Annotated in this window: 21 protein-coding genes; 11 read left to right on the top strand and 10 right to left on the bottom strand. The window is 56.7% G+C overall.

What is annotated here, in order from left to right; genetic code table 11:
• Positions 1-10 precede the first annotated feature (10 nt).
• Both RAM15_RS06030 and dnaG read left to right on the top strand, forming a co-directional pair.
• Positions 11-1,294, top strand: coding sequence for a deoxyguanosinetriphosphate triphosphohydrolase (locus RAM15_RS06030; protein WP_306221194.1), 1,284 nt, complete (start codon positions 11-13; stop codon positions 1,292-1,294).
• Between the two features lie 57 nt (positions 1,295-1,351).
• Positions 1,352-3,442: a DNA primase gene (gene dnaG, locus RAM15_RS06025; protein WP_306221192.1), complete on the top strand. Its 2,091-nt coding sequence runs from the start codon at positions 1,352-1,354 to the stop codon at positions 3,440-3,442.
• Between the two features lie 94 nt (positions 3,443-3,536).
• Here dnaG and RAM15_RS06020 read toward each other — a convergent pair whose 3' ends face one another.
• A complete protein-coding gene (locus RAM15_RS06020; RefSeq protein ID WP_306221190.1) occupies positions 3,537-5,456 on the bottom strand; it encodes an alpha/beta hydrolase in 1,920 nt (639 codons plus the stop codon).
• 235 nt (positions 5,457-5,691) lie between these two features.
• Here RAM15_RS06020 and RAM15_RS06015 point away from each other — a divergent pair, with 235 nt between their 5' ends.
• The 3 genes from RAM15_RS06015 (at position 5,692) to RAM15_RS06005 (ending at position 7,601) form a co-directional block, all read left to right on the top strand.
• Positions 5,692-5,970, top strand: coding sequence for a helix-turn-helix domain-containing protein (locus RAM15_RS06015; protein WP_081709198.1), 279 nt, complete (start codon positions 5,692-5,694; stop codon positions 5,968-5,970).
• A gap of 50 nt (positions 5,971-6,020) precedes the next feature.
• Positions 6,021-6,767, top strand: a complete 747-nt coding sequence (locus tag RAM15_RS06010) for an HAD family hydrolase (RefSeq protein WP_306221189.1) — start codon at positions 6,021-6,023, stop codon at positions 6,765-6,767.
• Positions 6,768-6,857: 90 nt separating this feature from the next.
• Complete coding sequence (locus RAM15_RS06005; RefSeq protein ID WP_306221188.1) at positions 6,858-7,601, top strand: TRM11 family SAM-dependent methyltransferase; 744 nt, start codon at positions 6,858-6,860, stop codon at positions 7,599-7,601.
• Between the two features lie 41 nt (positions 7,602-7,642).
• On the opposite strand, the gene RAM15_RS06000 is transcribed toward RAM15_RS06005, so the two are convergent.
• Together RAM15_RS06000 and RAM15_RS05995 are read right to left on the bottom strand one after the other, a co-directional pair.
• Positions 7,643-8,980 (bottom strand): type II restriction enzyme, encoded by a 1,338-nt coding sequence (locus RAM15_RS06000; RefSeq protein WP_306221187.1) that lies wholly within the window; start codon positions 8,978-8,980, stop codon positions 7,643-7,645.
• On the bottom strand, positions 8,973-9,803 hold the full coding sequence (locus tag RAM15_RS05995) for a DNA adenine methylase (RefSeq protein ID WP_306221186.1): 831 nt from the start codon (positions 9,801-9,803) through the stop codon (positions 8,973-8,975). Before RAM15_RS05995 ends, RAM15_RS06000 begins: the two co-directional genes overlap by 8 nt.
• Positions 9,804-10,373: 570 nt before the next feature.
• On the opposite strand from RAM15_RS05995, the gene uriH reads away from it, so the two are divergent.
• From uriH to RAM15_RS05975, 4 genes are all read left to right on the top strand, one after another.
• Positions 10,374-11,318, top strand: a complete 945-nt coding sequence (gene uriH / locus RAM15_RS05990) for a uridine-preferring nucleoside hydrolase UriH (protein ID WP_306221185.1) — start codon at positions 10,374-10,376, stop codon at positions 11,316-11,318.
• A gap of 5 nt (positions 11,319-11,323) precedes the next feature.
• Positions 11,324-12,772 (top strand): uridine transporter UriT, encoded by a 1,449-nt coding sequence (gene uriT / locus RAM15_RS05985; protein ID WP_444832398.1) that lies wholly within the window; start codon positions 11,324-11,326, stop codon positions 12,770-12,772.
• 243 nt (positions 12,773-13,015) lie between these two features.
• The gene (locus tag RAM15_RS05980; protein WP_306221184.1) at positions 13,016-14,197 is read left to right on the top strand and encodes an SLC13 family permease; all 1,182 of its coding nucleotides are present in this window, start codon (positions 13,016-13,018) and stop codon (positions 14,195-14,197) included.
• 100 nt (positions 14,198-14,297) lie between these two features.
• Positions 14,298-15,500, top strand: a complete 1,203-nt coding sequence (locus tag RAM15_RS05975; protein ID WP_306221183.1) for an MFS transporter — start codon at positions 14,298-14,300, stop codon at positions 15,498-15,500.
• Positions 15,501-15,548: 48 nt separating this feature from the next.
• Here the strand turns inward: RAM15_RS05975 and RAM15_RS05970 are convergent, their stop codons facing one another.
• The 3 genes from RAM15_RS05970 to RAM15_RS08545 are packed head-to-tail and all read right to left on the bottom strand — an operon-like array spanning position 15,549 to position 17,285.
• Positions 15,549-16,154, bottom strand: coding sequence for a DNA-3-methyladenine glycosylase (locus RAM15_RS05970; RefSeq protein ID WP_306221181.1), 606 nt, complete (start codon positions 16,152-16,154; stop codon positions 15,549-15,551).
• Complete coding sequence (gene fdxA / locus RAM15_RS05965; RefSeq protein WP_229131754.1) at positions 16,151-16,537, bottom strand: ferredoxin; 387 nt, start codon at positions 16,535-16,537, stop codon at positions 16,151-16,153. The genes RAM15_RS05970 and fdxA overlap by 4 nt, the downstream gene beginning before the upstream one ends.
• 43 nt (positions 16,538-16,580) lie before the next feature.
• Positions 16,581-17,285: a helix-turn-helix domain-containing protein gene (locus RAM15_RS08545; RefSeq protein WP_372338648.1), complete on the bottom strand. Its 705-nt coding sequence runs from the start codon at positions 17,283-17,285 to the stop codon at positions 16,581-16,583.
• 58 nt (positions 17,286-17,343) lie between these two features.
• Here RAM15_RS08545 and RAM15_RS05960 point away from each other — a divergent pair, with 58 nt between their 5' ends.
• Positions 17,344-20,004 (top strand): multicopper oxidase domain-containing protein, encoded by a 2,661-nt coding sequence (locus tag RAM15_RS05960; RefSeq protein ID WP_306221180.1) that lies wholly within the window; start codon positions 17,344-17,346, stop codon positions 20,002-20,004.
• A 452-nt stretch (positions 20,005-20,456) separates the two neighbouring features.
• The gene (locus RAM15_RS05955; RefSeq protein WP_306221179.1) at positions 20,457-21,890 is read left to right on the top strand and encodes a tyrosine-type recombinase/integrase; all 1,434 of its coding nucleotides are present in this window, start codon (positions 20,457-20,459) and stop codon (positions 21,888-21,890) included.
• Between the two features lie 73 nt (positions 21,891-21,963).
• Here the strand turns inward: RAM15_RS05955 and RAM15_RS05950 are convergent, their stop codons facing one another.
• The 4 genes from RAM15_RS05950 to RAM15_RS05935 all read right to left on the bottom strand — a co-directional run bounded on the left by RAM15_RS05950 (position 21,964) and on the right by RAM15_RS05935 (position 23,368).
• The gene (locus RAM15_RS05950) at positions 21,964-22,164 is read right to left on the bottom strand and encodes a hypothetical protein (protein WP_306221178.1); all 201 of its coding nucleotides are present in this window, start codon (positions 22,162-22,164) and stop codon (positions 21,964-21,966) included.
• A gap of 5 nt (positions 22,165-22,169) precedes the next feature.
• On the bottom strand, positions 22,170-22,535 hold the full coding sequence (locus RAM15_RS05945) for a hypothetical protein (RefSeq protein WP_306221177.1): 366 nt from the start codon (positions 22,533-22,535) through the stop codon (positions 22,170-22,172).
• A gap of 72 nt (positions 22,536-22,607) precedes the next feature.
• The gene (locus tag RAM15_RS05940; RefSeq protein ID WP_306221175.1) at positions 22,608-23,060 is read right to left on the bottom strand and encodes a hypothetical protein; all 453 of its coding nucleotides are present in this window, start codon (positions 23,058-23,060) and stop codon (positions 22,608-22,610) included.
• Positions 23,024-23,368, bottom strand: a complete 345-nt coding sequence (locus tag RAM15_RS05935; RefSeq protein WP_306221174.1) for a hypothetical protein — start codon at positions 23,366-23,368, stop codon at positions 23,024-23,026. The genes RAM15_RS05940 and RAM15_RS05935 overlap by 37 nt, the downstream gene beginning before the upstream one ends.
• Positions 23,369-23,976 lie beyond the last annotated feature (608 nt).

Genomic DNA, 23,976 nt, shown 5'->3' with positions numbered 1-23,976 from the left:
GGCGCGCCTGATGGGCACTGACGAGGAGGGCGGATCCCGCCTGCTGGCCGAGGGCTACTCCGCCCAGGATCAGGAACGGTGGGCGCCAGAGCCTCCAAAGACCAGCAGCAGGACCGCCTTTGAACGTGATAGGGCGCGTCTTGTCCATTCTTCAGCCTTGCGTCGGTTGGGGGCCAAGACGCAGATCCTGGTCGCCGGCACCGACGACTTTGCACGTACGCGGCTGACCCACACCTTGGAGGTGGCCCAGATTGGTCGGCAGATCGGGACCATGCTGGGCTGCGACCCCGACGTGGTGGATTGTGCCTGCTTGGCCCATGACCTGGGCCATCCGCCCTTCGGCCACAACGGCGAACGCGCCCTGTCTTCGCTGGCCTCCGACATAGGGGGATTCGAGGGTAATGCACAGACCCTTCGATTGCTGACCAGGCTGGAGCCCAAGGTCTTCCATCCGGACGGACGCTCGGCAGGGGTCAACCTGACCAGGGCTGCCTTGGATGCTGCGGTCAAATATCCCTGGACCCTGGCCGAGGCCTCGGCTCATCCCAAGGGGGAGAGGACGGCCAAGTTCTGCGTCTACCCTGACGACCAAGAGGTCTTTCATTGGCTTAAGCAGGGGGCGCCGCAGGCCAGCACTCCTATGGAGTGCCAGGTCATGGATTTGGCTGATGACATCGCCTACAGCGTCCATGACGTGGAGGATGCCATCGTGGTCGGTTCCTTCGTGCCTGAGCGACTGGCTGAGCCCAGGATCATCGATGGCGTGGTCCGGGCTGCCCGATCCTGGTATGGCGACCGATGGGATGCTGACCAGCTGGTACGAGCTTTGGAAACCGTCCGTGGCATGTTGCCGTTGGGCTTCGACGGTTCACGTCGGGCCCTGGCTACGTTGAAGAACACCACCAGCTATCTGATTGGGCGCTTTGCCGACTCCGTGGAAGCGGCCACCCGAAGCCGCCATGGCCAAGGCCCGTTGACCAGGTACTCGGGGGGGCTGGTCATTCCTCCCCGGACCTCCTATGAGATTGTGGCCTTGAAGGGGATTGCTGTCTACTTCGTCATGGCTCCCCGTGAGAAGGAGCCCTTCCATGCAGAGCAGCTGAAAATCGTGACCGACCTGGTTGAGGTGATGATGGCCGACTCGCCAGCACCTTCGGATGCTCTGGAGGATGTCTTCCTGGAGGATTGGCGTCAGGCGGGTTCAGACGGGGAGCGCCTGAGGGTGGCCATCGACCAGGTGGCCTCTCTGACCGACGGCTCGGCATTGGCCCTGCATTCCCTGGTCTGCCCCTAGGCCTGCGGCATTTATGCCGGGCGCAACACATCGGCCTGGCCCGGTAGGCTGGGTGTCATGTCCGGAATGATCGAGAAGGAAGACATCGAGAAGGTCAGAGCCAAGGCCGATCTGTATGAGATCGTCTCTGAAAGCGTGACTCTGAAGCCTTCAGGTTCCGGCACTTACATGGGCTTGTGCCCCTTCCACGATGAGAAGTCCCCGTCCTTTTCGGTACGTCCGTCCATGGGGGTCTGGCACTGCTTCGGCTGCGGCCTGGGCGGCGATGTCTTCACCTATGTCGAGCAGGAGGAGAACGTCGAGTTCGGTGATGCCGTCGAGATTCTGGCAGACAAGTACCAGATTGAGCTGCATTACGAAAACTCCCGCCAGGACAAGCGCCGGGGGTCCAAACGTTCCCGGTTGCTGGAGGCCAACGAGGAGGCCCAGCGTTTCTTCGTCTCGCAGATCATGAGCAAGGAGGCGCTGGCAGCGCGCAAGCTCTTGGCGGGCAGAACCTTCTCTCAGGCTGACAGTGCGCATTTCGGCTGCGGATACGCCCCACGCGGATGGGACAATCTGGTTCGCCACCTGGCTACCAAGGGTTTCACACAGCAGGAGATGCTGGATGCCGGTCTGGCCAGGCAGGGGCAACGGGGGGTCTATGACTACTTCCGGGGCAGGGTCACCTGGCCTATCAGGGATTCCACGGGCCGTACCCTCGGCTTTGGCGCTCGCAAGCTCTACGAGGACGACGGCATCAACGCCAAGTACATCAACACGCCGGACACCCAGCTCTACCGCAAGAACCAGGTGCTTTACGGCATCGACCTGGCCAAAGACGCCATCGTCAAAAAGCGACAGGTGGTGATCGTGGAGGGCTATACCGACGTCATGGCCTGCCACCTTGCCGGTGTCGATACGGCTGTAGCAACCTGCGGCACTGCATTCGGCGAGGATCATGCCAAGATCGTCCGCCGGCTCATCTCCGACGACGCCCTCGGCGCCATCCAGCTGATCGGGCCGGTCCAGGGTTCCCGGGTGGTTTTCACCTTCGACGGTGATGCCGCCGGGCAGAAGGCCGCCCTGCATGCCTTCGGCCTTGACGGGAGCTTTCTGACGCAGACCTTCGTGGCAGTGGCTCGGGAGAATCTGGATCCATGTGATCTGCGCATCCGCTATGGCGATGAGGCCGTGCGTTCCCTGGTCGAGCATGCCCGGCCGCTATACGACTTCGTCATCGACACCGCCGTGGCCATGTTCGATACCCAGTACACCACCGGGCAGATGGGGGCGGTCAAGGCCGTAGCACCAATCCTGGCCCAGATCAGAGATCGCTCCCTGGTGGGGGCCTACACTCGCAAGACTGCCAGAAAAATCGGCGTGGATCTGGATCTGCTGCGCCAGGAGGTCAACAGGGCCCGTCGCAAGCTGCATGTGAAGGACCAGGATGCCTATGCGGTCCGAACTCCTCACCGCGGTGCGGGTGAATCAGAGGGTCGTGCGGGCCAGGGCAGTGACGATGCCATGCGACGCCGAAGAATACAGCGTGAGGATGCCCTTCGACAGGGCTACCACCACATCGATGATGCCGTCTTCATCTGCGAGCAGCAGTTCATGGGCGTGCTTATCCAAATTCCCAGAGCGGTCGGATCGAATGCCTTCGCCCAGCTGAGTCCGGACAGTTTCGAGGTTCCGATTTTCCGCTCCCTCTATCGGGCGGTGCAGGCCGCCGGAGGGCTGCCTGACAGGAAGACGCCCCAAGGACTGTGGATGCATAATCTGACCAAGGCTGGCGGGCCCATGCTGGAGTCGGCCATTAACGAGCTGGCCGTCATGCCCCTGCCGCTGAATTTGGATAAGCAGGAGGATAAGCAGAGGGGCTCAGGACCCGGCTCCAAGAAAGGCGACAAGGGGGACGATCAGAGCACAGGCTCCGAGGGCGCGGATGTTCAGCTGAAGCAGCCTAGCCCAGAGGAGCGTCAGTATGCCTCAGAGCTGCTGGCAAGGCTGCTGGATGCCACCTACATGCGGCTGATTGCCTCGGTCAAGCACCAGATGAATCAGTTGCCTGACGGCCAGGAGAAGTTCGACCTTCTCGGCCAGCTCACTCAATACGAGACCCAGCGCAACGAATTGCGCAACCAGGTCTTCGGCAACGCCGAGTGAACTGCTGGTTAGAAAAGTTGATCCTCCCTGTCCTTGTCGAAGTTTTCCTTGTAGACAGGGACGGAGAGGACCTGGGGTTGGTGTGGTCTCCCCGTTAGGCGGGGAAGGATATCTGTGAGTTGATGCAGGTCATCACAGTAACAATGATCGCGGTAATGATGCCACCCAGGTAGGGATTTCTGGTGTGACGGTAGATCGCCCGGGTCACCAGAGGCATGACAGCCAGCGGGACCAAGGGTGTCAGCATCCAGTCTGGTATCTGTGTGTTGTTACCGAACAGGCCGTTGACTCCAGTGACGAAGAAATACCCGTATCCAACCACTGCTATAAGCAGAGCCGGCAGCATGTTGAAGAATGCCAGCAGACCTATGTTGGCTGTTGAGTTCCTCCCGAACGAGGTGGAGTAATTCAGGCTATTGATGAAGACCGATGTGGTTCCATAGGCTACAAGGAAGAAGGGCAGTAGCTTGAGCATCTCAGGAATCTTGTCGGCGGTAAATGGTCTGGCGGCCCAGTACCAGAACCGGAAATCGGAGTTGAAGAGGAACTTGCATGTGAAGATCAGCAATATAGCCAGAAGACTGACTGTCAGTGCAAGCGTTATTGTCTGCCAAAGTCTTCCTCCACCGATGGGCAGATCAAGATCCGAGACTTTAGTCCCCCTCTTTCGCGCATACAAGCGGTACCACAGAATTGTCAACGCGATCATGAATATGGCATTCAGGCAGCCCCACACACCGTAGAACAAGGGCATACCTTGCCGAAAGTAGTTGCCGATATGCTTGTCGACTTTCAGTCCGAACAACGTCAAGGCGCTGGCAACTGAGAAGGCGGTGGCCGACAGTAGGCAGACCCAAAGCCATACTGAACCTCCCTTATAGGCATCAGCTTGACGCATGCGTGCCGGTTCCTCTGAGCCGGCCTTTTTGAAGAGGCTGGTTCTGACTAGACAGAGTGTTCCATAGACCATGAAGAGCATGAGGCCGATCAGTCCAAGAAGCCCTCCGACCATTTTGACAGGATAGATATGATTGCTGTCGGCGAGGTCGGTTTTCATGTTGAAAGCCCTAACCATGAATTGAACAGCATCGGTGCATGGCTGGGATAGGAAGAGCACTGTTCCGTGCGTCCCGTTCTCCATATAAATGACGTGTGAGGCTTGATGGCCATTGATCTGCTTGCGGTACCACCGGCCGCTGATCCCTGCAGGTGTATGGTCAGTGGGCGTGATGCCGAAGTTGAGGAAGGACCGTGCGTTATTTGATTTGAGGTACTGCGGGTTGGGCTTAATTTTGCCAGTCGACGTATCTTTTTCCTTGAAAGAGTAGTCGTCGTATTTGCCGGCGAGTACTCCTACCGTGCGCTCGCGATAGTAGTTGAAATACTTACCGTTGGTGTTCTTCTTGGCTGCTTCGACGACGTTCGTCTTGCCGGGAACATACCCGAAGGCGGCCGTCTCATTGTCCTTATAGACAGGGTCTCGGCTGACATAGAGCACGGTCTTGATCAGTGGATGCTGGCGCTTGTTGTCGATCAGGATGGATTCATGGATGGTGTTCCCGCCTCTTGAATGCCCTGAAACCCCTATCCGATCAGCATCGACAAAGGGGAGAGAGGTGAGGTATTCCACCGTGTCATACAATCCGCGTCCGTTCACAAGCCATTCCTGGTCATTGAGAATTTCGGACTCGCCATGGCCATAAAGGTCGAAAGATACCACGACGAAACCTCTGCGAGCCCACTCAATCTGGAAATCGTCGCTTTTCTCCTTGTTGGTGTTGCCTCCGTGAGCAAAGACAATGGCAGGTGCCGGGTGCTTAGGAGAAGCCGATTTTGGCTGGAGCATATCCATGCTCAATCGGTGGCCTGAGGGCGATTCAATCTGTAGCGTCTCCTTGGTAACGTGTCCCCCATCGGTTTGAGCCAGATTGGACATAAGTCCACACGCCAGACAGAGAATTAGGGAAATGACCAGACCGATGGCCGGATTATGAATAATGTTGGTTTTTCTCATGGATTCATCCTTTTTGCGATGTTCGCGTAGTCGTCCAGGATTGTTTCTTTCATTGATGATCCTCTTTGTTCATCGGATATATGGGTGCCGAAACCAGCAACGACTACGACAGACCCAGTTTTGGTGCAAGACAGAGCACAGTAATCGTTCCCCGTTTAGATAACCGGTGATGCCTTACTGATATAGTATTACCGGTAAGGCACGACAACATGTTTTTTATGAATACCTTGGCCTTGTGGCACATTCTCAAGTACCGAGCGGATGGGCGGAATACGCCGTGGTATTAGGCTTGAACATACAACGCCGAAGAACGGCTTTACATTACAGCCAAGAGTTCGTCGCCTATAATGCCAACCTTTCTCGGTTTGCATATCAACAGTTGGAGCATGGCCAGTCACGGCCTGGGAGTCCAGCCAATCCCAGTTTGATCAACATAATGGCAGTTGCTCAAGTACTTAATGTGAGCCTGGATGAGTTACTGCCTGCTCCATGGCCAGATCTTCATGCTAAGTAGTGCGGGGGTGGAGCCATTCTCAAGACAAGCCCTGCCGATAGGGTGAATGCATGAACAAGGAGCATCAAAAGAGAGCAAGTCGTGCCGGTTCGGCTGACAAAGCCCGTTCTGTTGAAGGTCGTCGACCGCTTGCTGTCTTCTGGGATATGGACGGAACCCTGATCGACTCAGAGCCTTACTGGCATCAGGCGGAGGTAGATCTAGCGCGCAAGCATGGGGGAGACTGGAATACTGACATGGGTTGGCAGGTTTCGGGCAAACCCCTGCCCAAAGTAGCAAGGGTGATGCGCGAGCGGGGTCTTGACCTTCCAGAGAATCAGATTCCGGATCTGCTGATTGACGGGGTGATTGCCATGGAGGAGCGTCACATGCCATGGATTGAAGGAGTCCGTGACGTCTTGGCAGACCTAGTTGAGGCTGGCATCCCCTCCATTCTGGTCACTACTTCGCCACGCCGAATGGCTCAGGCTGTGGTCGCCAAGGCTCCTGACGGGGCTTTTGCCGACTATGTGTGTGGGGATGACGGACTGGCGCAAAAGCCTGATCCCGCTCCTTATCTGCATGCGGCGGGTCTGCTGGGCATCACAAGTCCTGATCAAATGGTCTCTTGCTTGGCTTTCGAAGACACCCTGACTGGCATCACTTCTGCTGTGGCATCGGGAGCCACCACTGTAGCCTATACCGGCACCAACCCGGTCGACACCTCTTCGGGTCCCCAGTTCGCTTCCATGAATAGCTATGCTGGAGTCACCTTGGATGATCTTTCCTCTTTGGTAACTCGCAGGCTTAAAGACTAAATCGTGCTTGAGGTTGTGGATAAGGCTGCAATTGACCACAGGGAGCATTCGTAGTTCTGTCTGCATTAAAGGGGATCTTAGGCTGAGGTCATGAAAGCAGAGATAAAATGGCAGCCTGAGCATTTCGAACTTGAACGCACCAGTGTATGGGACTTTCCTAACAGGGGAAAGTGGGCTGGTCATAACGGTAGCTATCCGGGCAATTGGTCCCCCTATGTGCCCCGCAATGTGATTCTTCGTTATTCTAAGGAATCCGATGTTGTTCTCGACCAATTTGTAGGAGGGGGCACAACAATGGTTGAGGCCGCCCTTCTTAACAGACGTGGAATTGGGTTGGATATTAATACCAAGGCTTTGCATGTCGCACAGTGTCATATATCGTCTGTGCCACATGCTGAAAGGATTCAGCTTTTTCAAGCTGATGCCAGGAATCTTGCTTGCATCAGCGATGAATCGATTGATCTGATATGTACGCATCCACCCTATGCGAATGTGATTAAGTATGGCGGTGATGACCGTGATCTGTCTGGCATGACGCTGCAGACGTTCCTAAAGTCGATGACTACGGTAGCTCGTGAAAGTCTTCGTGTGCTCAAGCCGGGAAGAATGATCGCCTTGATGATGGGCGATATGCGTCGGGCTGGGCGGTACATCGCTCTGGCTGACGCTGTTATGCACAGATTCGTGGACGAAGGATTTCGATTAGAAAATATAGTAATCAAAATTCAGCATAATATGCGGGGAACCAGACTCCATTGGTCTGCCGAACGCCAGTTGCCCTTCTTGCTCCTAGAACATGAATATTTGTTTATTTTCAGTAAGACCCTAGGCTGAACTTTAGGTCTTGCATGGGCTTGTTTACATTGCGATTCAGGTTACTGGTTCTCTGTGAATTCTGGAAGCGTTCCAATCCACTTTAGCCAGCCCAGGACCGTTGAAGCTCTGCGCCCGCTGGTCGTGTGGTTGCATATGTTTCGTTGCTCAAGATAGGTGGTTGCCTCTGACCGCAGTCGAACTGGACTGATCTTGTCAATGAAAAGACGGCTGAAAAAATCGTGGAAGACCTGATGCGATAGGATCTTGGAGACAAGTGCCAGCTGCCTTTTCTTATAGTCGAGCGATAGGATTCGTCTGGCCTCCGAGGTCAGCGTGCATTCCGTGGAACCGTGACTTTGGCGCTCAAACAGGTCCAGATAGCGCCCGGCGCTGGCATAATAATTGCTCTGGCGAACGTCCAGGCCCATATAATCGGTAATATCTGCCGTGGTCATGGGTTCATTGTCCTGCATATGCTCCATGAGCGAGATGATTCTATCCATCTTGTCTGCCTGCGGGAAGGGGATGTCGGAATTTGGAACGTCTGGCACAGGAGTGATTGATTTCCACAACTTGATGATGTCGCGCATAGTGACGGAAATGTCCTGGAAGGTGTAATAGGCGCTGCTTACCCGCTCTATAGAGGAGTAGTTCATCGGATCGGTAAATCGATATTCAATAAGCCGATACATCATGTTGTAATACTGACAAAAAATCAATCGTATGGGCTTGTTGACGCGCTGCAACCAAACCCGATAGGGGTAGTACAGCTGCCGGATGTGAAAGTCTGGGTTCAGGACGTTTTTGGCTTCGATGATAATTACGTTTTTGTGATTTTCGAATCCACCGTCTATTTCCATCTGTGCACGATCCACATGCACGGTTAAAGAACCACCTGAATATCTATTGATGTCAAAACTGAAAGCATCGGTACCCATGCGGCCATTGAAGGTTTCTACAGTCCGATCATCATTACCTAAAAAGCGGTCGAGGGTGCCTGTCGCCACCATGGCGTTAATAGCGTTGGATTCGGAGGTGATGTTTCCGCAGTCCAAGGACTCCAAATCAAGTTGCTTTATATGATGTAGGTTTCCTGGTTCTGTGGTGATGAATTCCGGCAAGGGCTCGTACAGATCTACGTTGGAGAGCAGATACTCGGAGCGTGATACTGGCAAGATGTTTAGATGTCGATCTCTGAGTGCTGCGGGTAGATTCTCGTTGGAGTCCCACTTAGCCATCAAGCGGGGCTCACGATATTTTTTGATTGTTTTAGCACTAATGCGGTAGTAGCCTTTTCGGCTAATTTCATCCATGATGTCATAATCCTGGATAATTGCCTTCCAAGCGGTGCTGGCGAGGGTGTGATCCCGGGCATCCTTGTTAACGGTATCAATCATGTATGAGCACTTCCTTGATAGCTCCGCGTTTATTGGCTTTGGAATTCACACTGCGTTTGGCTTCTACGGTTGTAATGTCATATTCCGAATAGAGTTTTCGGATTTTATCGCTGTCGCTATTGGACTCAAGAAAATGAACTTTTCGTTTTCTGAGATCGTCGCAAGTCTCTTTGAGCCTTTCTTGTTCCTTGTAGCCGAATCCTCCCTCGGTGTATCCGGTGAAAGATGCCGATGAAGAGATGGGCATGTACGGGGGATCCAAGTAGACGAAAGAGTGCTCATCAGCATCAGCCAAGGCAGTCTGATAATCACCGTTGAGAATTTTAATTTGGCCTTGCAAGTAGTCGCTCATGGCTTCGATAAGTTCCTTGTTGACGATATTGGGATGAGCATACCGTCCATAGGGTGTGTTGAACTGCCCAGCCGAGTTGACGCGGTAGAGGCCGTTGTAGCAGGTCTTGTTGAGGTAAATAATACGTGCTGCACGTTCTGGCGCAGGACGTTGAGCATACCCGGGTTCCCGATCCTGCGAGCGTATCTTGTAGAAATATTCAGAGCTGTTCTTAGCGGCGTGCTTTTCCAATTGCTTCACGAGTTCAGCAGGATGCTTCTTTATGCACATGTATACGTTGATCAACTCGGGATTGGAATCATTAATAACGGCCTTTTGGGGCTGCAGGTCGAATAGTACAGCGCCTCCGCCGACGAACGGCTCATAATATGTGTCAAACTCTTGTGGAATTAATGGGCGTATAGAACCGAGCAGCTGACGTTTGCCGCCTACCCATTTGAGAATTGGACGCAGTGAACGGTTCTTACTCATGCAGCTCCTTAGAAAACACCACAAGTCTATGCGTATCAGCATATAACTGGCCTGCTATAGGAATGGTCCGATATGGGTCAGAAAGAAAAGTTTCGGATAATCGTAGGCTGATCGCGGCGAGGTAATATTGACTTGAACATTACAGATTGCTGGAAAGTCCAGTGTTAGATTCAAGGGGGAAGAGTAGTTATGACCGCAACAAGTGCCAATGATCAGATTGCTATTGTCAATTCGAATGGGTATAACGGCAGTGAGCCGACAAGGGAGTGCCCCAGGTGCGGACAGACTAAGCCGCTGAGCGAATTTGGCTGGCGGGATATGGGTAATGGCGTAGTACGCAATCAGTCGTATTGCTCAAGGTGCAGGGCATACCGCTGATCGGTATCAAAACAGACCAGATTACAGGAGCTTAGTTGGCGTGCTCTAAGGTCGACGTGGCTGGAGTTGCGTTTCAGCTTTAAAAGTTTCACCTAACGCGCCTACAAGGATTGAATGCCAATCAGGGGTATCATGTCCTGGGCCATGATCCATGGCCCAGGACATATTCATGAGAAAGGCGCAGGCGAGTATATGACGACGCGCAAGATCATCCTGGACTGCGATCCAGGTCATGACGATGCGGTGGCTATCCTTCTGGCAGTAGGCGATCCGCGGATCGACCTGATCGGAGTGACTACGGTTGGCGGCAACCAGAGTCTGGACAAGGTTACCTACAACGCGAGGGCTGTGCTGGAAAAGGCTCATGCGCGCCAGGTGCCGGTCCATGCCGGATGTGATAGGCCATTGGTGCGTCCTCAGGAAGTAGCCGCCTCCATCCATGGCCAGACCGGTCTGGACGGGGTCGAACTCCCCGAGCCTACCCGGCCCCTGGATCCTAGCCATGCTGTCGATTGGATCATCGAGACCATCATGCGCGAGGAGCCGGGCACGGTGACTCTGGTTCCCACTGGACCCCTGACCAACATCGCTATGGCCGTTCGCAAGGAACCCCGCATTGTCGATCGGGTTCAAGAGGTTGTGCTCATGGGTGGCGGCTACCATGTGGGCAACTGGAGCGCTGTTGCTGAATTCAACATCAAGGTGGATCCCGAGGCCGCGCATATCGTCTTCAACGAGCCCTGGCCGGTCACCATGGTGGGGCTGGATCTGACTCATCAGGCCCTGTGCACCCCGGAGGTCCAGCAGCGCATTGAGGGCATCGGCACCGATCTGGCCCATTTCGTCAGCGGGTTGATGGACTTCTTCCGCAAGTCCTACCAGGACAACCAGGACTTCGTGGATCCGCCTGTGCATGATCCCTGCACTGTGGCCTATCTGATCGACCCCTCTATTGTGAGCACCCGTCGTTGCCCGGTTGATGTGGAGCTGCGCGGGGACTTGACCTGCGGGATGACCGTGGCCGATCTGCGCGGCCCTGAGCCCTCTGCTGAGGACTGCCACACCCAGGTGGCTGTCAAGCTGGACTTCCAGGGATTCTGGGACCTGGTGGTCAAGGCCATCACCACGATTGGATGAAATCAATGAAGGCTTCGAACGCAGCAGCACCCAAGACTGACAAGCCCGCTGCCACGACCGCTGGTGGCTCTGGCGCTTCTATTGCCGCCTTGATGACGGCCCTGATGGCCGCCGTCTTCGCCTTCCAGCTCAACGCCTCCATGCTTTCGCCGGCCCTAACGACCATGGAAACCGAGCTCAATGCCAGCAGCTCCAGCATTGGTCTGACACAAACGGTGTTCTTCACCTCCTGTGCCGTCTTCTCCCTCTTCCTGCCTCGGCTGGGCGATTTGGCCGGCCGCAAGAAGGTGCTGCTGGGCATGCTGAGCCTGACGGCGCTGGGATGCGTGGTCTCCGCTTTGGCTCCCAATGTGACGATGCTGATGATTGGGCGCGTCATTCAAGGAGTGGCCGGTCCGGTCGTACCCATGACCCTGATCATGCTGCATGCCGAAGTGACCGATGAGGCCCGCTACGCCAAGCTCATGGCCGTTTTGACGGCGGTCAACGGCGGCATTGGAGGCGTGGATGCCATCCTAGGCGGTTGGCTGGCCGGCACCTTCGGCTTCCGTTCGGTCTTCTGGTTCATGGTGGCCATTGCAGTGATCGCTGTCCTCCTAGTAGCAGTTTTCGCCCGCGAGAGCTATGCAGACGATCGTCCCCGCATGGACTGGGCCGGCGTGGTCTTCCTCTGCATAGCCTTCCTGGCGGCCTACCTGGCTATCAACGAGGTCGAGAAGCTGGCTCAGGCGCGCTGGATCCTGGTGGTCGTCGAGATCCTGGTTGCTGCGGTCTTCTTCATGATCTTCTGGAAAGTCGAAAGCACCACGTCGGCACCCATGGTCACCACCACCTACCTCAAGCAGCGGCGCACCTGGGGCCTTCTGCTGACGACTCTGACCACCATGGTCGGCGTCTTCGCCATAATGAACGGGATCGTTCCGGCACTTGCTCAGGATGGCGAGGTCGGCGTCGGCTTGAAGGCCAGCATCGTCTCCTTTGCGACGCTGACCCCATATGCCCTGGTCGGTCTGGTCTTTGGCCCTGTGGCCGGGATGCTGGCCTCGCGCTTCGGCTATCTCAAGGTTCTGAGAGTCGGTCAGCTTGTCAGCGTTCTGGGACTGGTCTTTGGCATCTACGTCTGCCTTGCTCCCAGCATCTGGAGCCTGGTGGCGCTCTCCCTGATCCTAGGTGTCTCCTATGCGGGGACAGCCAACATTATGCTCAATGGGCTGGGCGTGGTTCTGTCTCCTGCGGACAACACCGGCTATCTGCCGGGACTCAACGCCGGAGCCTTCAACCTGGGCTCAGGCCTGAGCTATGCGGTCCTCTATGCATGCATGAGCGGCTTGGCAGTATCCGGCGGAGCCCGTACTGGATACATTGCGGCTATGATCGGCGGCGGCGTGCTGGTGCTGATCGCCCTGGCTCTGTCCTATCTGATTCCCGATCCGGAACGAATGAATGACAAGTAATATTGCCGACTGACAGGGGTCCCGCGAATGCACTGATTCGCAGGACCCCTTTCCATGCCTCATAAGGATCCGACTCTATGCGTATCCGACAAGGATCAAAAGTCGGGACTAGGCAGGCAAGCAACCAGTAGCGCCGAGTGTCCCGACCTTGGTCTTAGGGGCGGAAAATAGCGCCGGGAGAGGCCCTGTAAGCCGTGGGCGGGCGCGTAAACTAAGTGAGGAATTCGTTCGCCGGAGGTGACCATGCAACATCGGGTGATCGGACTGCTGAAGAACGAAACCGTCCTGGTCGTCGCGGCAGTCATCGCTCTCGTATCCTGCATCCTCATTCCTCCTGACCGGCAGTATCTTGGCTACATCCACGTCAATACCCTTACCCAGTTGGGATCCCTCATGATGGTGGTCTGCGGATTTCAGCGCATCGGGGTCTTCCATGCCATTGGTGCCGGCCTGCTGAGTCGTGTCCGCTCGGTGCGGGGCCTGGCCTTGGTGCTGGTTTCCCTGCCTTTCTTCTCCAGCATGTTCATCACGAACGATGTAGCCCTGGTCACCTTCGTGCCCTTCGCCATTGCTGTTCTCATCATGGCTGGTCTGGAAAACCATGCTCTGCTGATCGTCACCCTGATGACCCTGGGTGCCAATGTGGGCAGCATGCTGACGCCCATCGGCAATGCTCACAACTTATATCTCAAGGCCCGCTCTGAGATGCCTGCCGGGGAGTTCCTCCTCCTCATGGCACCTTATGCCCTGGCTGCAGCCCTGATGCTCTTCCTGTGCTGCTGGTTCGTCTTCAGGAATCAGCATCTGAACAAGTTCGAGGGCATGGATGCGCAAGAGATCCGCCGCAGCATACTAGCGCCCAGGGAGGAGGGGATACAGCCTCAGGTCAAGGAGATGCAGCAGTCCAGCGGATGGCGCATCACCGTCTACCTCCTGCTCTTTCTTGTCTGCCTGCTCGGTGTGGCCAAGCTGATTCCCCAGTGGGCCATGGTCCTGGTGGTGGCGGTGACCTTTCTGATCTGCGACAGACGGGTCTTTCTGCATGTGGATTGGGGACTGCTCCTGACCTTTGTGGCTTTCTTCATCTTTATAGGCAATGCCAGACGGATCCCCCAGTTCTACAACCTGGTCAGTGGCCTGGTCAATATCCACCCTTTGATTACCTCGGTCCTGTGCAGCCAGGTCATCAGCAATGTGCCAACAGCCCTGCTGGTCTCAGGTTTTTCGACAGCCTGGCGCCCGATCATTCTGGGCACCAACCTGGGAGGGCTCGGCACCCTGGTCGCTTCAATGGCCTCACTGATTTCCTACAAGGCTGTGGTCAAGCAGTATCCGGGCAAGAAAGGCGATTACCTGAAAATCTATACCGCGTTTAATCTGCTCTTCCTCGTCGTGTTGGTTGGCATGGCCCTGCTGCTGGAGTAGACTACCCCCATCAACCAGGAATGGTGCCGCTGATATTGAGAGGGAGGCAGCGACGGTGGAACCGGACCCGTGCGCGTCTAAGCCCAAGAACACAGGGATATTGGCCAGACGAAACCTTGGGGTTCTGGTCGGAATCATGGCCTTGGCCATCATGTCGCGGTTTGACTCCATCATCTCTCCTTCCGTGGCGGCCATTCAGGCATCCTTTCCTCGCGCCGATCCTTCCACTGTCGAGTCGGTGGTTTCCATAGGCTCCTCGGCTGCCATAGTTTCAGCTCTTCTGTTCGGTCAGCTCTTGACCAGAATGAGTTTCAGAACCGCTGCCTGCATCAGCTGTCTGTGTGTCGCTCTGGGTGGTTTGATGCCCCTTGTTGTGCACAGCAGTGTAAACCAGTTGCTCTTGTTTGCCTTGGTTGTCGGGTTTGGCGTGGGCATCGCCACTACGGTTCTACCCAGCCTGTCGGCCAGGTTCTTCCGTGGAGAACAGTTGGCGGCGCTGATGGGATTGGTCCTGGCTGTTCAGGATGGCTCTTCCATGTTGGTTCTTGCTCTGGGCGGTGTACTGGCCAAGGGAGGTTGGCTGCACAACTATTGGCTCTATTTTCTGGCCTTGCCTGCCCTGGTCTTGGTCATCTTCATGGTTCCTGGGGTTGGCGCCGTCGAAGAGGAGTCGGAAAAGGCCGTAAGATCTGAGGCACTGTCCTCCCGAAAAAGTGGACAATGCTGGTGGGCTACCATTTCCTGCATTCTCATTGGGTTTCTGAGCATTTTCCTGGTCGCCGTCCTATACAACAAGCTCGCGGTCTACATAGCCAAGTATGGTTTGGGCGGCACCAGTGCAGCCGGGGTGGCCCTGATGTTCAACACGGGTTCCTCAGTCGTGATCGGGCTCGGCATCAACGGCATCAAGCGGATATGCCGGCAATGGACCATTCCGGTTGCCTTCCTTTTGATGGCCCTGGGCGCCCTGCTCTTCCTGACCACTCGCTCATTCCCGCTGGTTTGTTTATCGGCATTTCTGATTGGTTCGGGCAGTGCCATCAATATGGCCACCTGCCCCTACTATCTGTCCAATCTGACTGAGCACAAGCGCTATCCGCTGGTCATGGGGGTCTTTTCAGCCACCACCAGCCTTGGTTTTACGGCATCCACCTGGGTCTTCAAGGCTTTCTCAACAGTGTTTGGCCTGGATCCGGTGACCGGCAGTTTCATGGGCATGCTGATCATCGCTCTGCTGGCTGCCGTCATTCTCTCGCTTGTCCGCTTCCAGAGCTGTGTCGAGTCACGCTTTATTGAGCGATAAGCCACTCTTTTAGACAGTGCGAGCCAAAGGTGAAGCATTGTCGCTCACTTATCGAGACAGGTAGGGATTGCCTGTGACGACGAACCTTCGCAGAGTCTCCTTGGCATGGGATATGCCTATTCGTGGCGTTGCTGTGATGGTCTCGTCCTGGGCCAGTCCGTCGGCTGCCAGACGGATGGGCGGTTTTCTGAGGTCATGGCCGTAGTAGCGCTTGTCAATGTCCAATGCCTGGCAGAGCTTGGCGGGACCGTTGGTCAGATCCCGGTCCGTGTGACGTCCGTGCCTGTGGCTGCGCAGAAGGTCCAGACCCTGCACTGGCTGGCAGGCCCGAATCAGCACACCGGCGCCGAACCCGTCCTGCTGGCAGGAGATGTTCAGGCAGTAGTGCATGCCATAGGTGAAGTAGACATACATGTGTCCGCTGGGGCCGAAGAGAGCGGCGTTGCGGGCCGATTGTCCATGGTAGGCATGGCTGGCCGGATCATTCTGATCGTAGGCTTCGGTTTCCACGATCCGTACCCTGGCCTGTTTTCCTTCCGACTCGTAGTCCCGGATGATCAGGCAGCCCAAAAGCAGACGGGCGGCTTCCTCCACAGGGCGGTCCAGAAAGTCTGGGAAGACCAGGTGATCGTCCTGGCTTGAACCGGCCTTCATTCCATTTGGTCCTTGCGGACCCAGACCGCGCGCTGGCCGCGCGATTCCGGCTGGATGCAGACAAAATTATCCTGGTGGGGCAGGGCGGCGACCTGTGGATGGTCGTGATCGTAGGGTCCCTGGGCCTGGGCGCCTCCGGCATCTCCGACTTGGGCGAAGAAGTCTTCGGAGGCATCCTTGAACCAGGTCCATTCCTCTGGCAGATCCTCTTCATAGAAGATGGCCTCCACCGGGCAGACGGGCTCGCAGGCACCGCAGTCGATGCATTCGTTGGGGTTGATGTATAGGTTCCTGGGGCCCTCGTAGATGCAGTCCACCGGGCATTCGTCCACGCAGGCCTTGTCCTTGACGTCCACGCAGGGCTGGGCAATCACGTAGGTCATTGCTTTGCTCTCCTTTTTGATTGGTTGTCCGCTTTGGCTACTTTCAGGAAGCATCCTTTTGGCGATGACAGAGGTTCCAGCGATACACGGGCTCTTTTATTCCCGGCCGCTTTGCTGCTGCCTTCCACGATTCCTTGGACCATCCCCAGATGGATCGTGCAGATAATGGGATGGGCGTTGACACTGTCCAAGAAGGGCATGCGGTCAGAAACAGGCTCGATGAATCCGGTTCTGCCATAACCGGAGCAAAACCCAGGGTGGCCAGAGTATTCAACAGCGTCTGCGACATGCTCGAGGCCACGTCCTTCTCGGCATTCGCCCCGCTTTGTCTGGCCAGGGTACGACCCCAGACCTGACCTGCTTTCAGCGCAGCCCTACCTCTGCTGTCAGCATCGGGACAGGCAGTTTCCAGCGCCAAGCAGAGCGAGGAGATCATATCCTCCCTGGCATGGTTTGTGAATATAGGGGAGTAGATGACAGACGGTCTGCCTCGACCGGCCGATCGACCTTCCCTGTCTCTTGTATGACGGACAGCATCGCCCTGTTCGACCAGGCGTTCAAGATGGAAACGAGCGGTCGTCGGATGGATGCCGAAGGCTGCTCCGATCTGCTGCGCAGTTAGGCCTGCACCGGTCTGTTCGGCTGCCGTATGCAGATGATCCAAGATTGCAGAGCGGATCTCCTCCCCGCTTCTGCGCCCAGAGGGGGCATGGATCCCTTGCTTAGAGGGTTGAATTTTCTGACTCATCGATTAAATTGTATAACTATCCAATCAATTATCAACCCAGGACAAGGCGGACAGACCCATGCAGGATGACCCAAAGATGCGCAAGTCCGGCGGCAGGACGGCCTTGCCCAGGTCCAGGATGGCCCTTCTCATCGGCGCAGGTCTGGCTGCATTGCTTGGCCTTGTTGCGGCGTTGATTCGCGCGGATCTGATTCACCCTTCAGGCAGGGTGCCGCTGGCTGACCTGCACGGCGGGCTCATGGTCTATGGGTTTTTGGGCGCAGCCATTGGCCTGGAGAGGGCAGTGGCCTACCGCAGCGGCGGATCCAGCAAACCCTCCTGGGGATTTTTTGCTCCTGCCTTGGGCTTGCTGGGGTCTCTGCTCTGCCTGCTGTCGTTGATGGTTTCAAGCCATGGTGATTCCCCAGCATGGGTCAGGGTGGAGCTTTTTGGCGGCATTCCGTGGACTTTGTCCATGTTGGTCCTGACAGCCATGTACTTGGCCATCTGGCGTCGGCAGCCTTCTGCAGAGGTGCTCATACAGGTCCTCGGATCCCTGGTTGGTCTGGTCGGAGCTGCTGCGTGGGTTGCAGGGTTGGACGCCTCGGTTCTGGCCCCAACCTGGCTCTTCTTTCTTATTCTGACCATCGTGGGGGAGCGGGTGGAGCTGGCCAGGGCGGTCTTTTCGGATATCCGTCTTGAATCGGGAATTCTTGGTCTGAGCCTCCTGACAGTCCTGATGCTGCCGATCCAAGCCATGGCGCCTGCGGTCGGCTATCCGCTTCTGGGGTTGTCGCTGGGTCTGCTCCTCCTGGTCATGGCCAGTCACGACGTGGCCAAGGGGACCTTCCGCCATGGCGGCCTGCCAGGATTCATGGGCACCTGCATGTTGTCGGCATACGCCTGGGGACTTCTGGCTGCCCTCATCTGGATGGCGGCGCCCTTGGATTCCAGCACCTACTGGGGGGATATGGCGCTGCATGCCTTGGCTATCGGATTCATCATGACCATGGTCATCGCCCATGTCTGCATGATCGTCCCCTCGGTCATCCGCAGGCCCTTGCCCTTTCACCCGCTCCTCTGGGTTGCCTGGGCGCTTATGCAGGTTGGCTTGCTGATCAGGCTCCTTGGAACCATCCGGCTCTACACGCCCTTATGGAAGGCGGGGAACCTGCTGAATGTCCTGGGAATCCTCTCCATGATGCTGACCGTGGTGTACCTGGCCGCTCGCGGCAAGCAGATCCTGGCATCCAAACGCTACCGTCGTCGCCAGCCTGAGGGTTCGCAAACCGAACAAGTGGGAACCCTGGCCCTAAGAACGGATCTGGTTGCCACTTCCGCTACCGTGCTGGTCCTGGTGGCTGCCATGGTCTTGATGGCTCTGCGGCCGACGCTGGCTGTCTCGGTCGGGGCACCTAGTGCCGGAGGCGTCCAGGAGGCATCGTCAAAGAGCGTCCAGCCGACGGGTCACACCAGCAGAGCAACGATCAAGGTAAAAGGGATGGCCTTTGTGCCGGATACCATCACCATCGATGCAGGAGACCGGCTGATTGTAGATTTTAGGAACACCGGAGATCAGCGGCACGACTTGGTTTTCGCCAATGGCAAGAGCACAGGGTCAGTTCCGGTAGGCCAGAGCGTCTCGGTCGACGTGGGGGTCCTAGGCGGGGACACATTGGGATGGTGCTCGCTGGCAGGACACCGCCAGATGGGCATGGAGCTCAAGATCAAAACCAGGGGTGGAATCGTTGCCGGGCAAGGTCAGTCATCAGCTGGGAAGGTGGCCCTAAGCCATGTCCCATCAGCCGCCAAGCTCAAGTCTCAGGCTGAGAAGAGCGACCCCGCCAAGGCCGCTCTTCCGCCACTGGATGATCAGGGGAGGGCTGGAACCAGAAAATACGCACTGGATATCAAGGAACGCAAGGAAAAGGTGGCTGCGGGGCTTGAGCGCACGGTCTGGAGCTTCGACGACGCGAACGATTCGCGGGATAGTGGATCGCGCCCTTTGGCTCAGGGTCCGGTGTTAAGGGGCCGTGTGGGAGACACTTTTGAAGTCACCATCAGGAACAAGGGAAGCATGAGCCATTCCATCGACTTTCATGCCGGTCCGGCCGTCCCTCAGACCATGATGCGCAATATTGAGCCGGGCAAGGAGCTCCTGTACACCTTCACCGCTGATCGGGCTGGCATTTGGATGTACCACTGCAGCAGCGACCCCATGTCAAACCACATAGCCAACGGCATGTATGGGGCTGTGGTTGTCGATGACGGCATGCTGCCGCCCGTGGCTGCTGAATATGTTCTGGTCCAGTCCGAAATTTATCTGGGGTCCAATGGAGGGGCTGCCGATGCGGAAAAGGTAGCGGCCATGAACCCGGATATCATGACCTTCAACGGACGGGCTTTTCAATATGACGCCCACCCGCTCAAGCTGGGGAAGAGGCAAAGGGTCCGCATCTGGGTTCTGGATGCTGGCCCAAATCAGCCGCTGTCCTTCCACATTGTGGGAACCCAGTTCGATACGGTCTGGACTGAGGGACGCTATCTGATAGGCGGAGGCGCAGGAGGGAATTCCGCTGCTGCCTCATCCTCATCAGCGGGAGCCCAGGTCCTGCCCCTGCTGCCGGCCCAAGGCGGGTTTGTGGAGCTCAAGGTCGATCAGCCTGGCGACTATTCCATGGTCAACCACGTCATGAGCCTGGCTGAGAAGGGCGCCCATGGCATCCTTCGGGTGTCGTGACGCGAACAATCAACGTCCTGTATAAGGCAAGCGAACGTGCGTTGTTCGCAACCGGGTTCCTGCCGGGCTGCGGGACTGGTTCGACCCTCAATTGTGCAAAGGCAAGTCCTAAGTTCTTGCTTGTGCCCTTTCTTGACCTGACCGCCCTTCTGTCTTAAGGCGGGTGGGTCGTGCATGAGGTAAGGAATACTGCAATGGCGAGATGCACAGAACATGAAGTATCCCTGTGCCCGGGCAACAGCAGGGAGTGCTAATGGTGACCCCGGAGAGATTCGAACTCTCGACCTACAGATTAGAAGTCTGTTGCTACACGTATACTGGCCATGGCGCTCGCGGAACGAAATGGCGTAATTAAGCCATTTGCAGGGCTGTAGCAGGGCTGCGGCATGTCTATGGACTTGCTGTAGGATGGCACACAAATGGCACACAAGGACAGCGGATGAGGAGTCGGCATGCCTAAGAAGAGAGCCACGGGGGCCGCGAAGCCGTACACGTACTGGAGCACCTACACCGTCAAGCGCCCGGACGGCACGACCAAGAAGAAGCGCGTGCAGCGGTGGAAGATACAGATCGACCTGGGGCGTGACGCGGACGGGGTGCGCCGCCGGAAGACCTACACGGGCAAGACCAGCGACGATGTCAAGAAGAAGCTCAAGGATGCCAGGGAGCAGATCGCCAGCACCGGCACCATCTCCGACGATTCCGCACGCCTGTACAAGTACGTGCAGTTCTTCCTGACCTCGGCCGAGCAGCGGGTGTCGCCCAAGACCTACACCGCGTACCGGGGATGCGTCACCAAATACTGCAAGGACTGGATGGGGTTGAAAATGGTGCAGTTCGTTCCCACCACCATCCAGAGCATCCTGGACAAGGCCCGGGAGGACGGGCGGTCCGTCAGCTACCGGCACCAGCTGTGGACCTGCCTGGATCAAATATTCGACCTGGCCATGGGGGACCGGGTCATCAAGATCAACCCCGTCAAGGGCGTCAAGGTCAGGGGGCAGAGCGAGGTGGAGACCGGACGGAGGGCGTTCAGCGTGCCCGAGCTCAAGGCCATGCTGATGGCCACGCTGGACATGCCTCCCAGCGAGGGGGCCATCTGGTGGTGGAGGATACTCACCGGCATGCGCCAGGCCGAGATACTCGGCGCACAGATCAAATCCCTGCACCTGGACGCGGAGCAGCCCTGGTACGAGGTCAAGACCACCCTGGCGGAGATACCCCGCGTGCACGGGTGCGGGAAAAAGAAGGACGGCAAATGGCCGTGCGGACACCACTTCGGAGCCCGATGCCCCAAAGCCCGGTGGCGGGTGCCCGACGGGTACGTCATGGAGCAGCTGGAGGGCCGGCTGTGCCTGATCACCCCCAAGTCCGGCAAGTCCAGGCCCGTGCCACTGGTGCCCGAACTGGCCGAGGTCATGCGCCGCTACCTGCAGGCCACCAAGGATTGGCCCAACCCTTACGGTCTCATCTTCAGAAACAGGGACGGGAGCCCACGCATATGGAAGACCGACGGCGCGGAATTCCGCGCCCTGCTCACCAAGGCAGGCATGGACCCTGCGGAGCGCACCGGGCATGAGACCAGGTACAGCGCCGTCACTCTCATGCGTAAGGCCGGCAAGGACACCAAGGCCATCGAGGAGATGATCGGCCACACCAGCGTCAAGGTCGACGACATCTACACCACCATCGACAGCGAGCAGAGGGCCGACGCGGTCGAAGCCATCCCCCAGGCGCTCCAACTGCCGCCCTCGCTGAAGCCTTCCGGCAGGGAGCCCACAGCAGAGGAGGTCAAAGCCCAGAAGGAACGTCGGCGCAAGCAGTGGATCCAATCACGCAAAGGCATCGGCGGGCGCAAGCCGCATAAGAAACAGAACGCGGGATAGCCCAGCCGCAGCAACGGCAGCCAAAGCAGACAGAAAAACAAAAGCCCCGCCGGAGCGGGGCTCATATTTTGCCTTATTTGAACAGGTCCCAGATGCTGAACGTTGTCTTCCGGTAGATCTTGTTGTAGGCGGCTTTCCTGGGGTTCCGTATCCACCCCATGTCCTTCCTCCCGTAGCCGGGGATGAGGGCCTTCTTCGCCTGCCTCTTCCACTTGCCCGTGGTTCGCGCCTTGAGGGAGCGCCTGGGACTGGGCGTGCGCATACCGAACTTCATTACTGTCACTTCTCTTGGTCTTCTATGGTAAGCATGACATTTTGCCCGGTAGAAGATATGCCTATGCTGTATCCATTCTTTTCCAAATACCCGCTGCCGTTTTCTTGCACCTGGTCGTTCAGCTCGTCAGCGGTAACGCCAATGGTTTTTGTGATGCATGAAAGGCCCGGCAAAGGCTCCGGGCTTGAGCTCGACTCCAATTCAGATATGTACAGTATGCTGTTCTCTTTTTTGTTGTACTGGATGGCATCGGATGCTTTGCTGCATTCGGCGTTGAGCCGCTGTACTGCATCGGAGCTCTGTCCTCCGCATGCAGCGAGCGAGACTAATACGCATACCGCCAGGAGCAGCGAGGCCAATTTCTTGACCATGTGATTCCTTTCGTCTTCTGTGACTACCAGCAGACTACCAGTTGTTCTGTACGGAGATCTTGCTTGTGGGGATTAGCTCTGTGCTTTGCAGTGCATGCGGCTTGAATCGAGTATGCGCTGGTAGTCCTGGATGATTTGGATGGTCACGTCGAGTTCGCAGGCGATCTGGTAGGGGTCGCCTTCGTACATGGCTTCGGCTGTCTGGTATTCGAGTGGGTTGACGAGTTTCAACGCGGTTTCGCGTCGCGTCCTTCGTTCCAGACGTGCTCCGTATATGCCGTTCCTGGTGGCGTCGGCGTGCTGCCAGTGGATGAGCTCGTGGACGAGGGTGCAGCGTTTCTGGCAGTAGATGAGCTGCCTGTCGATGAGGATGGTCCTGGTGGCTTCATCGTAGAAGCCGGTCATGCCTGCCGGCAGGAGCGCGCTGCCGATGGTGACGTTCAGTGTGTCGGCGTAGTGGCGCATCTGCCCGTACGTCATCGTCGACGTCAGACCGTCCAGGAGCCTTGGACCCTTATCTGCCATCGCCGCCTTTCTGCCTCCTTCTCCTTGTTGGGATCCTTCATGGCCGCCAGGGACTGGTCGCCGGCCTTGACCTTGTCCAGCACGTAGGCCACCTTCTCATCCTCGGGAAGCTGGGAGAGGTCCAAATGTGTCTTCTTAAGTGTATCGGCTCTTTCGGCTGCGTTGCTGAGGATAAGGAATGGGTCGACGCCCATGGCCTTGGCCAACGCATCGATGTCCTCGGTGGTGAAGCTGGTATCCCCGCGCATCTTCCTGAAGAATGTGGATCTCCTGATGCCGGAGCGTCGGATGAGCTCCTGGGTCGTCATGCCCACTTCCTGCCGAGTGGACTCAATAGTTTTGATTGCTTGGTCAGTGAACGTGTCTATCTTTTTCATAGTCCTTATAGTAACCAATTTTGGCACTTTTTACAATAAGTCCCGCTTTGAGTTGACAGATAGTCCCAAATATGGCACTATCAAGGTGTGCCAGAAATGAGACTTAAGCAATCCTCCACCCGGATCATCCGGGCAGTGAGGGCGGAAGCGGCCCGTTGCGGGTACAGCGGCAAGGACGTAGCAAAAGCATTGGGCAGGGACCCGAAATATGTATACGAGCGGTTCAGGTTTCAGAGGCCATTCTCAACCGAGGATCTGAATCAGGTGGCTGAATGGCTTGGTATTACCTTTGACGATTTGATTAAATCAGCGGAATTCGATGCCTCCATGCATAGGCAAGATCTGTCTGACAACCGGCTGGCGGCGTGACATGTGGCATAAGTTGAGGGCGTTGTGGTTTCTTTGCCATGCTTTGCGCTGGTATGACTCGCTGGCGTGGGCTTCGCTGAGTCTGATGATGGCGCTCGGCGTCTACCGGGGCCTGTCGCCGGACAGGGCCCGTGAGCTGGTCATGGACCTGTGTGATGAGAGTTCGTTCC

Origin of the sequence: Bifidobacterium asteroides (assembly GCF_030758775.1) — a bacterium.
In the GTDB taxonomy this organism is placed as follows: domain Bacteria; phylum Actinomycetota; class Actinomycetes; order Actinomycetales; family Bifidobacteriaceae; genus Bombiscardovia; species Bombiscardovia kimbladii.
This window is presented reverse-complemented; position numbering and strand designations above follow the sequence as displayed.

What these genes read in the sequence shown, in the direction of transcription:
- RAM15_RS05980 (WP_306221184.1), top strand. Translation starts at nt 13,016, where the DNA reads ATGCAACATCGGGTGATCGGACTGCTGAAGAACGAAACCGTCCTGGTC.
- RAM15_RS06005 (WP_306221188.1), top strand. Translation starts at nt 6,858, where the DNA reads ATGAAAGCAGAGATAAAATGGCAGCCTGAGCATTTCGAACTTGAACGC.
- dnaG (WP_306221192.1), top strand. Translation starts at nt 1,352, where the DNA reads ATGTCCGGAATGATCGAGAAGGAAGACATCGAGAAGGTCAGAGCCAAG.
- uriT (WP_444832398.1), top strand. Translation starts at nt 11,324, where the DNA reads ATGAAGGCTTCGAACGCAGCAGCACCCAAGACTGACAAGCCCGCTGCC.
- RAM15_RS08545 (WP_372338648.1), bottom strand. Translation starts at nt 17,285, where the DNA reads ATGAGTCAGAAAATTCAACCCTCTAAGCAAGGGATCCATGCCCCCTCT.
- RAM15_RS06020 (WP_306221190.1), bottom strand. Translation starts at nt 5,456, where the DNA reads ATGAGAAAAACCAACATTATTCATAATCCGGCCATCGGTCTGGTCATT.
- RAM15_RS05960 (WP_306221180.1), top strand. Translation starts at nt 17,344, where the DNA reads ATGCAGGATGACCCAAAGATGCGCAAGTCCGGCGGCAGGACGGCCTTG.
- RAM15_RS06030 (WP_306221194.1), top strand. Translation starts at nt 11, where the DNA reads ATGGGCACTGACGAGGAGGGCGGATCCCGCCTGCTGGCCGAGGGCTAC.
- RAM15_RS06010 (WP_306221189.1), top strand. Translation starts at nt 6,021, where the DNA reads ATGAACAAGGAGCATCAAAAGAGAGCAAGTCGTGCCGGTTCGGCTGAC.
- RAM15_RS05940 (WP_306221175.1), bottom strand. Translation starts at nt 23,060, where the DNA reads ATGGCAGATAAGGGTCCAAGGCTCCTGGACGGTCTGACGTCGACGATG.
- RAM15_RS05945 (WP_306221177.1), bottom strand. Translation starts at nt 22,535, where the DNA reads ATGGTCAAGAAATTGGCCTCGCTGCTCCTGGCGGTATGCGTATTAGTC.
- RAM15_RS05955 (WP_306221179.1), top strand. Translation starts at nt 20,457, where the DNA reads ATGCCTAAGAAGAGAGCCACGGGGGCCGCGAAGCCGTACACGTACTGG.
- uriH (WP_306221185.1), top strand. Translation starts at nt 10,374, where the DNA reads ATGACGACGCGCAAGATCATCCTGGACTGCGATCCAGGTCATGACGAT.
- RAM15_RS05950 (WP_306221178.1), bottom strand. Translation starts at nt 22,164, where the DNA reads ATGAAGTTCGGTATGCGCACGCCCAGTCCCAGGCGCTCCCTCAAGGCG.
- fdxA (WP_229131754.1), bottom strand. Translation starts at nt 16,537, where the DNA reads ATGACCTACGTGATTGCCCAGCCCTGCGTGGACGTCAAGGACAAGGCC.
- RAM15_RS05935 (WP_306221174.1), bottom strand. Translation starts at nt 23,368, where the DNA reads ATGACGACCCAGGAGCTCATCCGACGCTCCGGCATCAGGAGATCCACA.
- RAM15_RS06000 (WP_306221187.1), bottom strand. Translation starts at nt 8,980, where the DNA reads ATGATTGATACCGTTAACAAGGATGCCCGGGATCACACCCTCGCCAGC.
- RAM15_RS05970 (WP_306221181.1), bottom strand. Translation starts at nt 16,154, where the DNA reads ATGAAGGCCGGTTCAAGCCAGGACGATCACCTGGTCTTCCCAGACTTT.
- RAM15_RS05995 (WP_306221186.1), bottom strand. Translation starts at nt 9,803, where the DNA reads ATGAGTAAGAACCGTTCACTGCGTCCAATTCTCAAATGGGTAGGCGGC.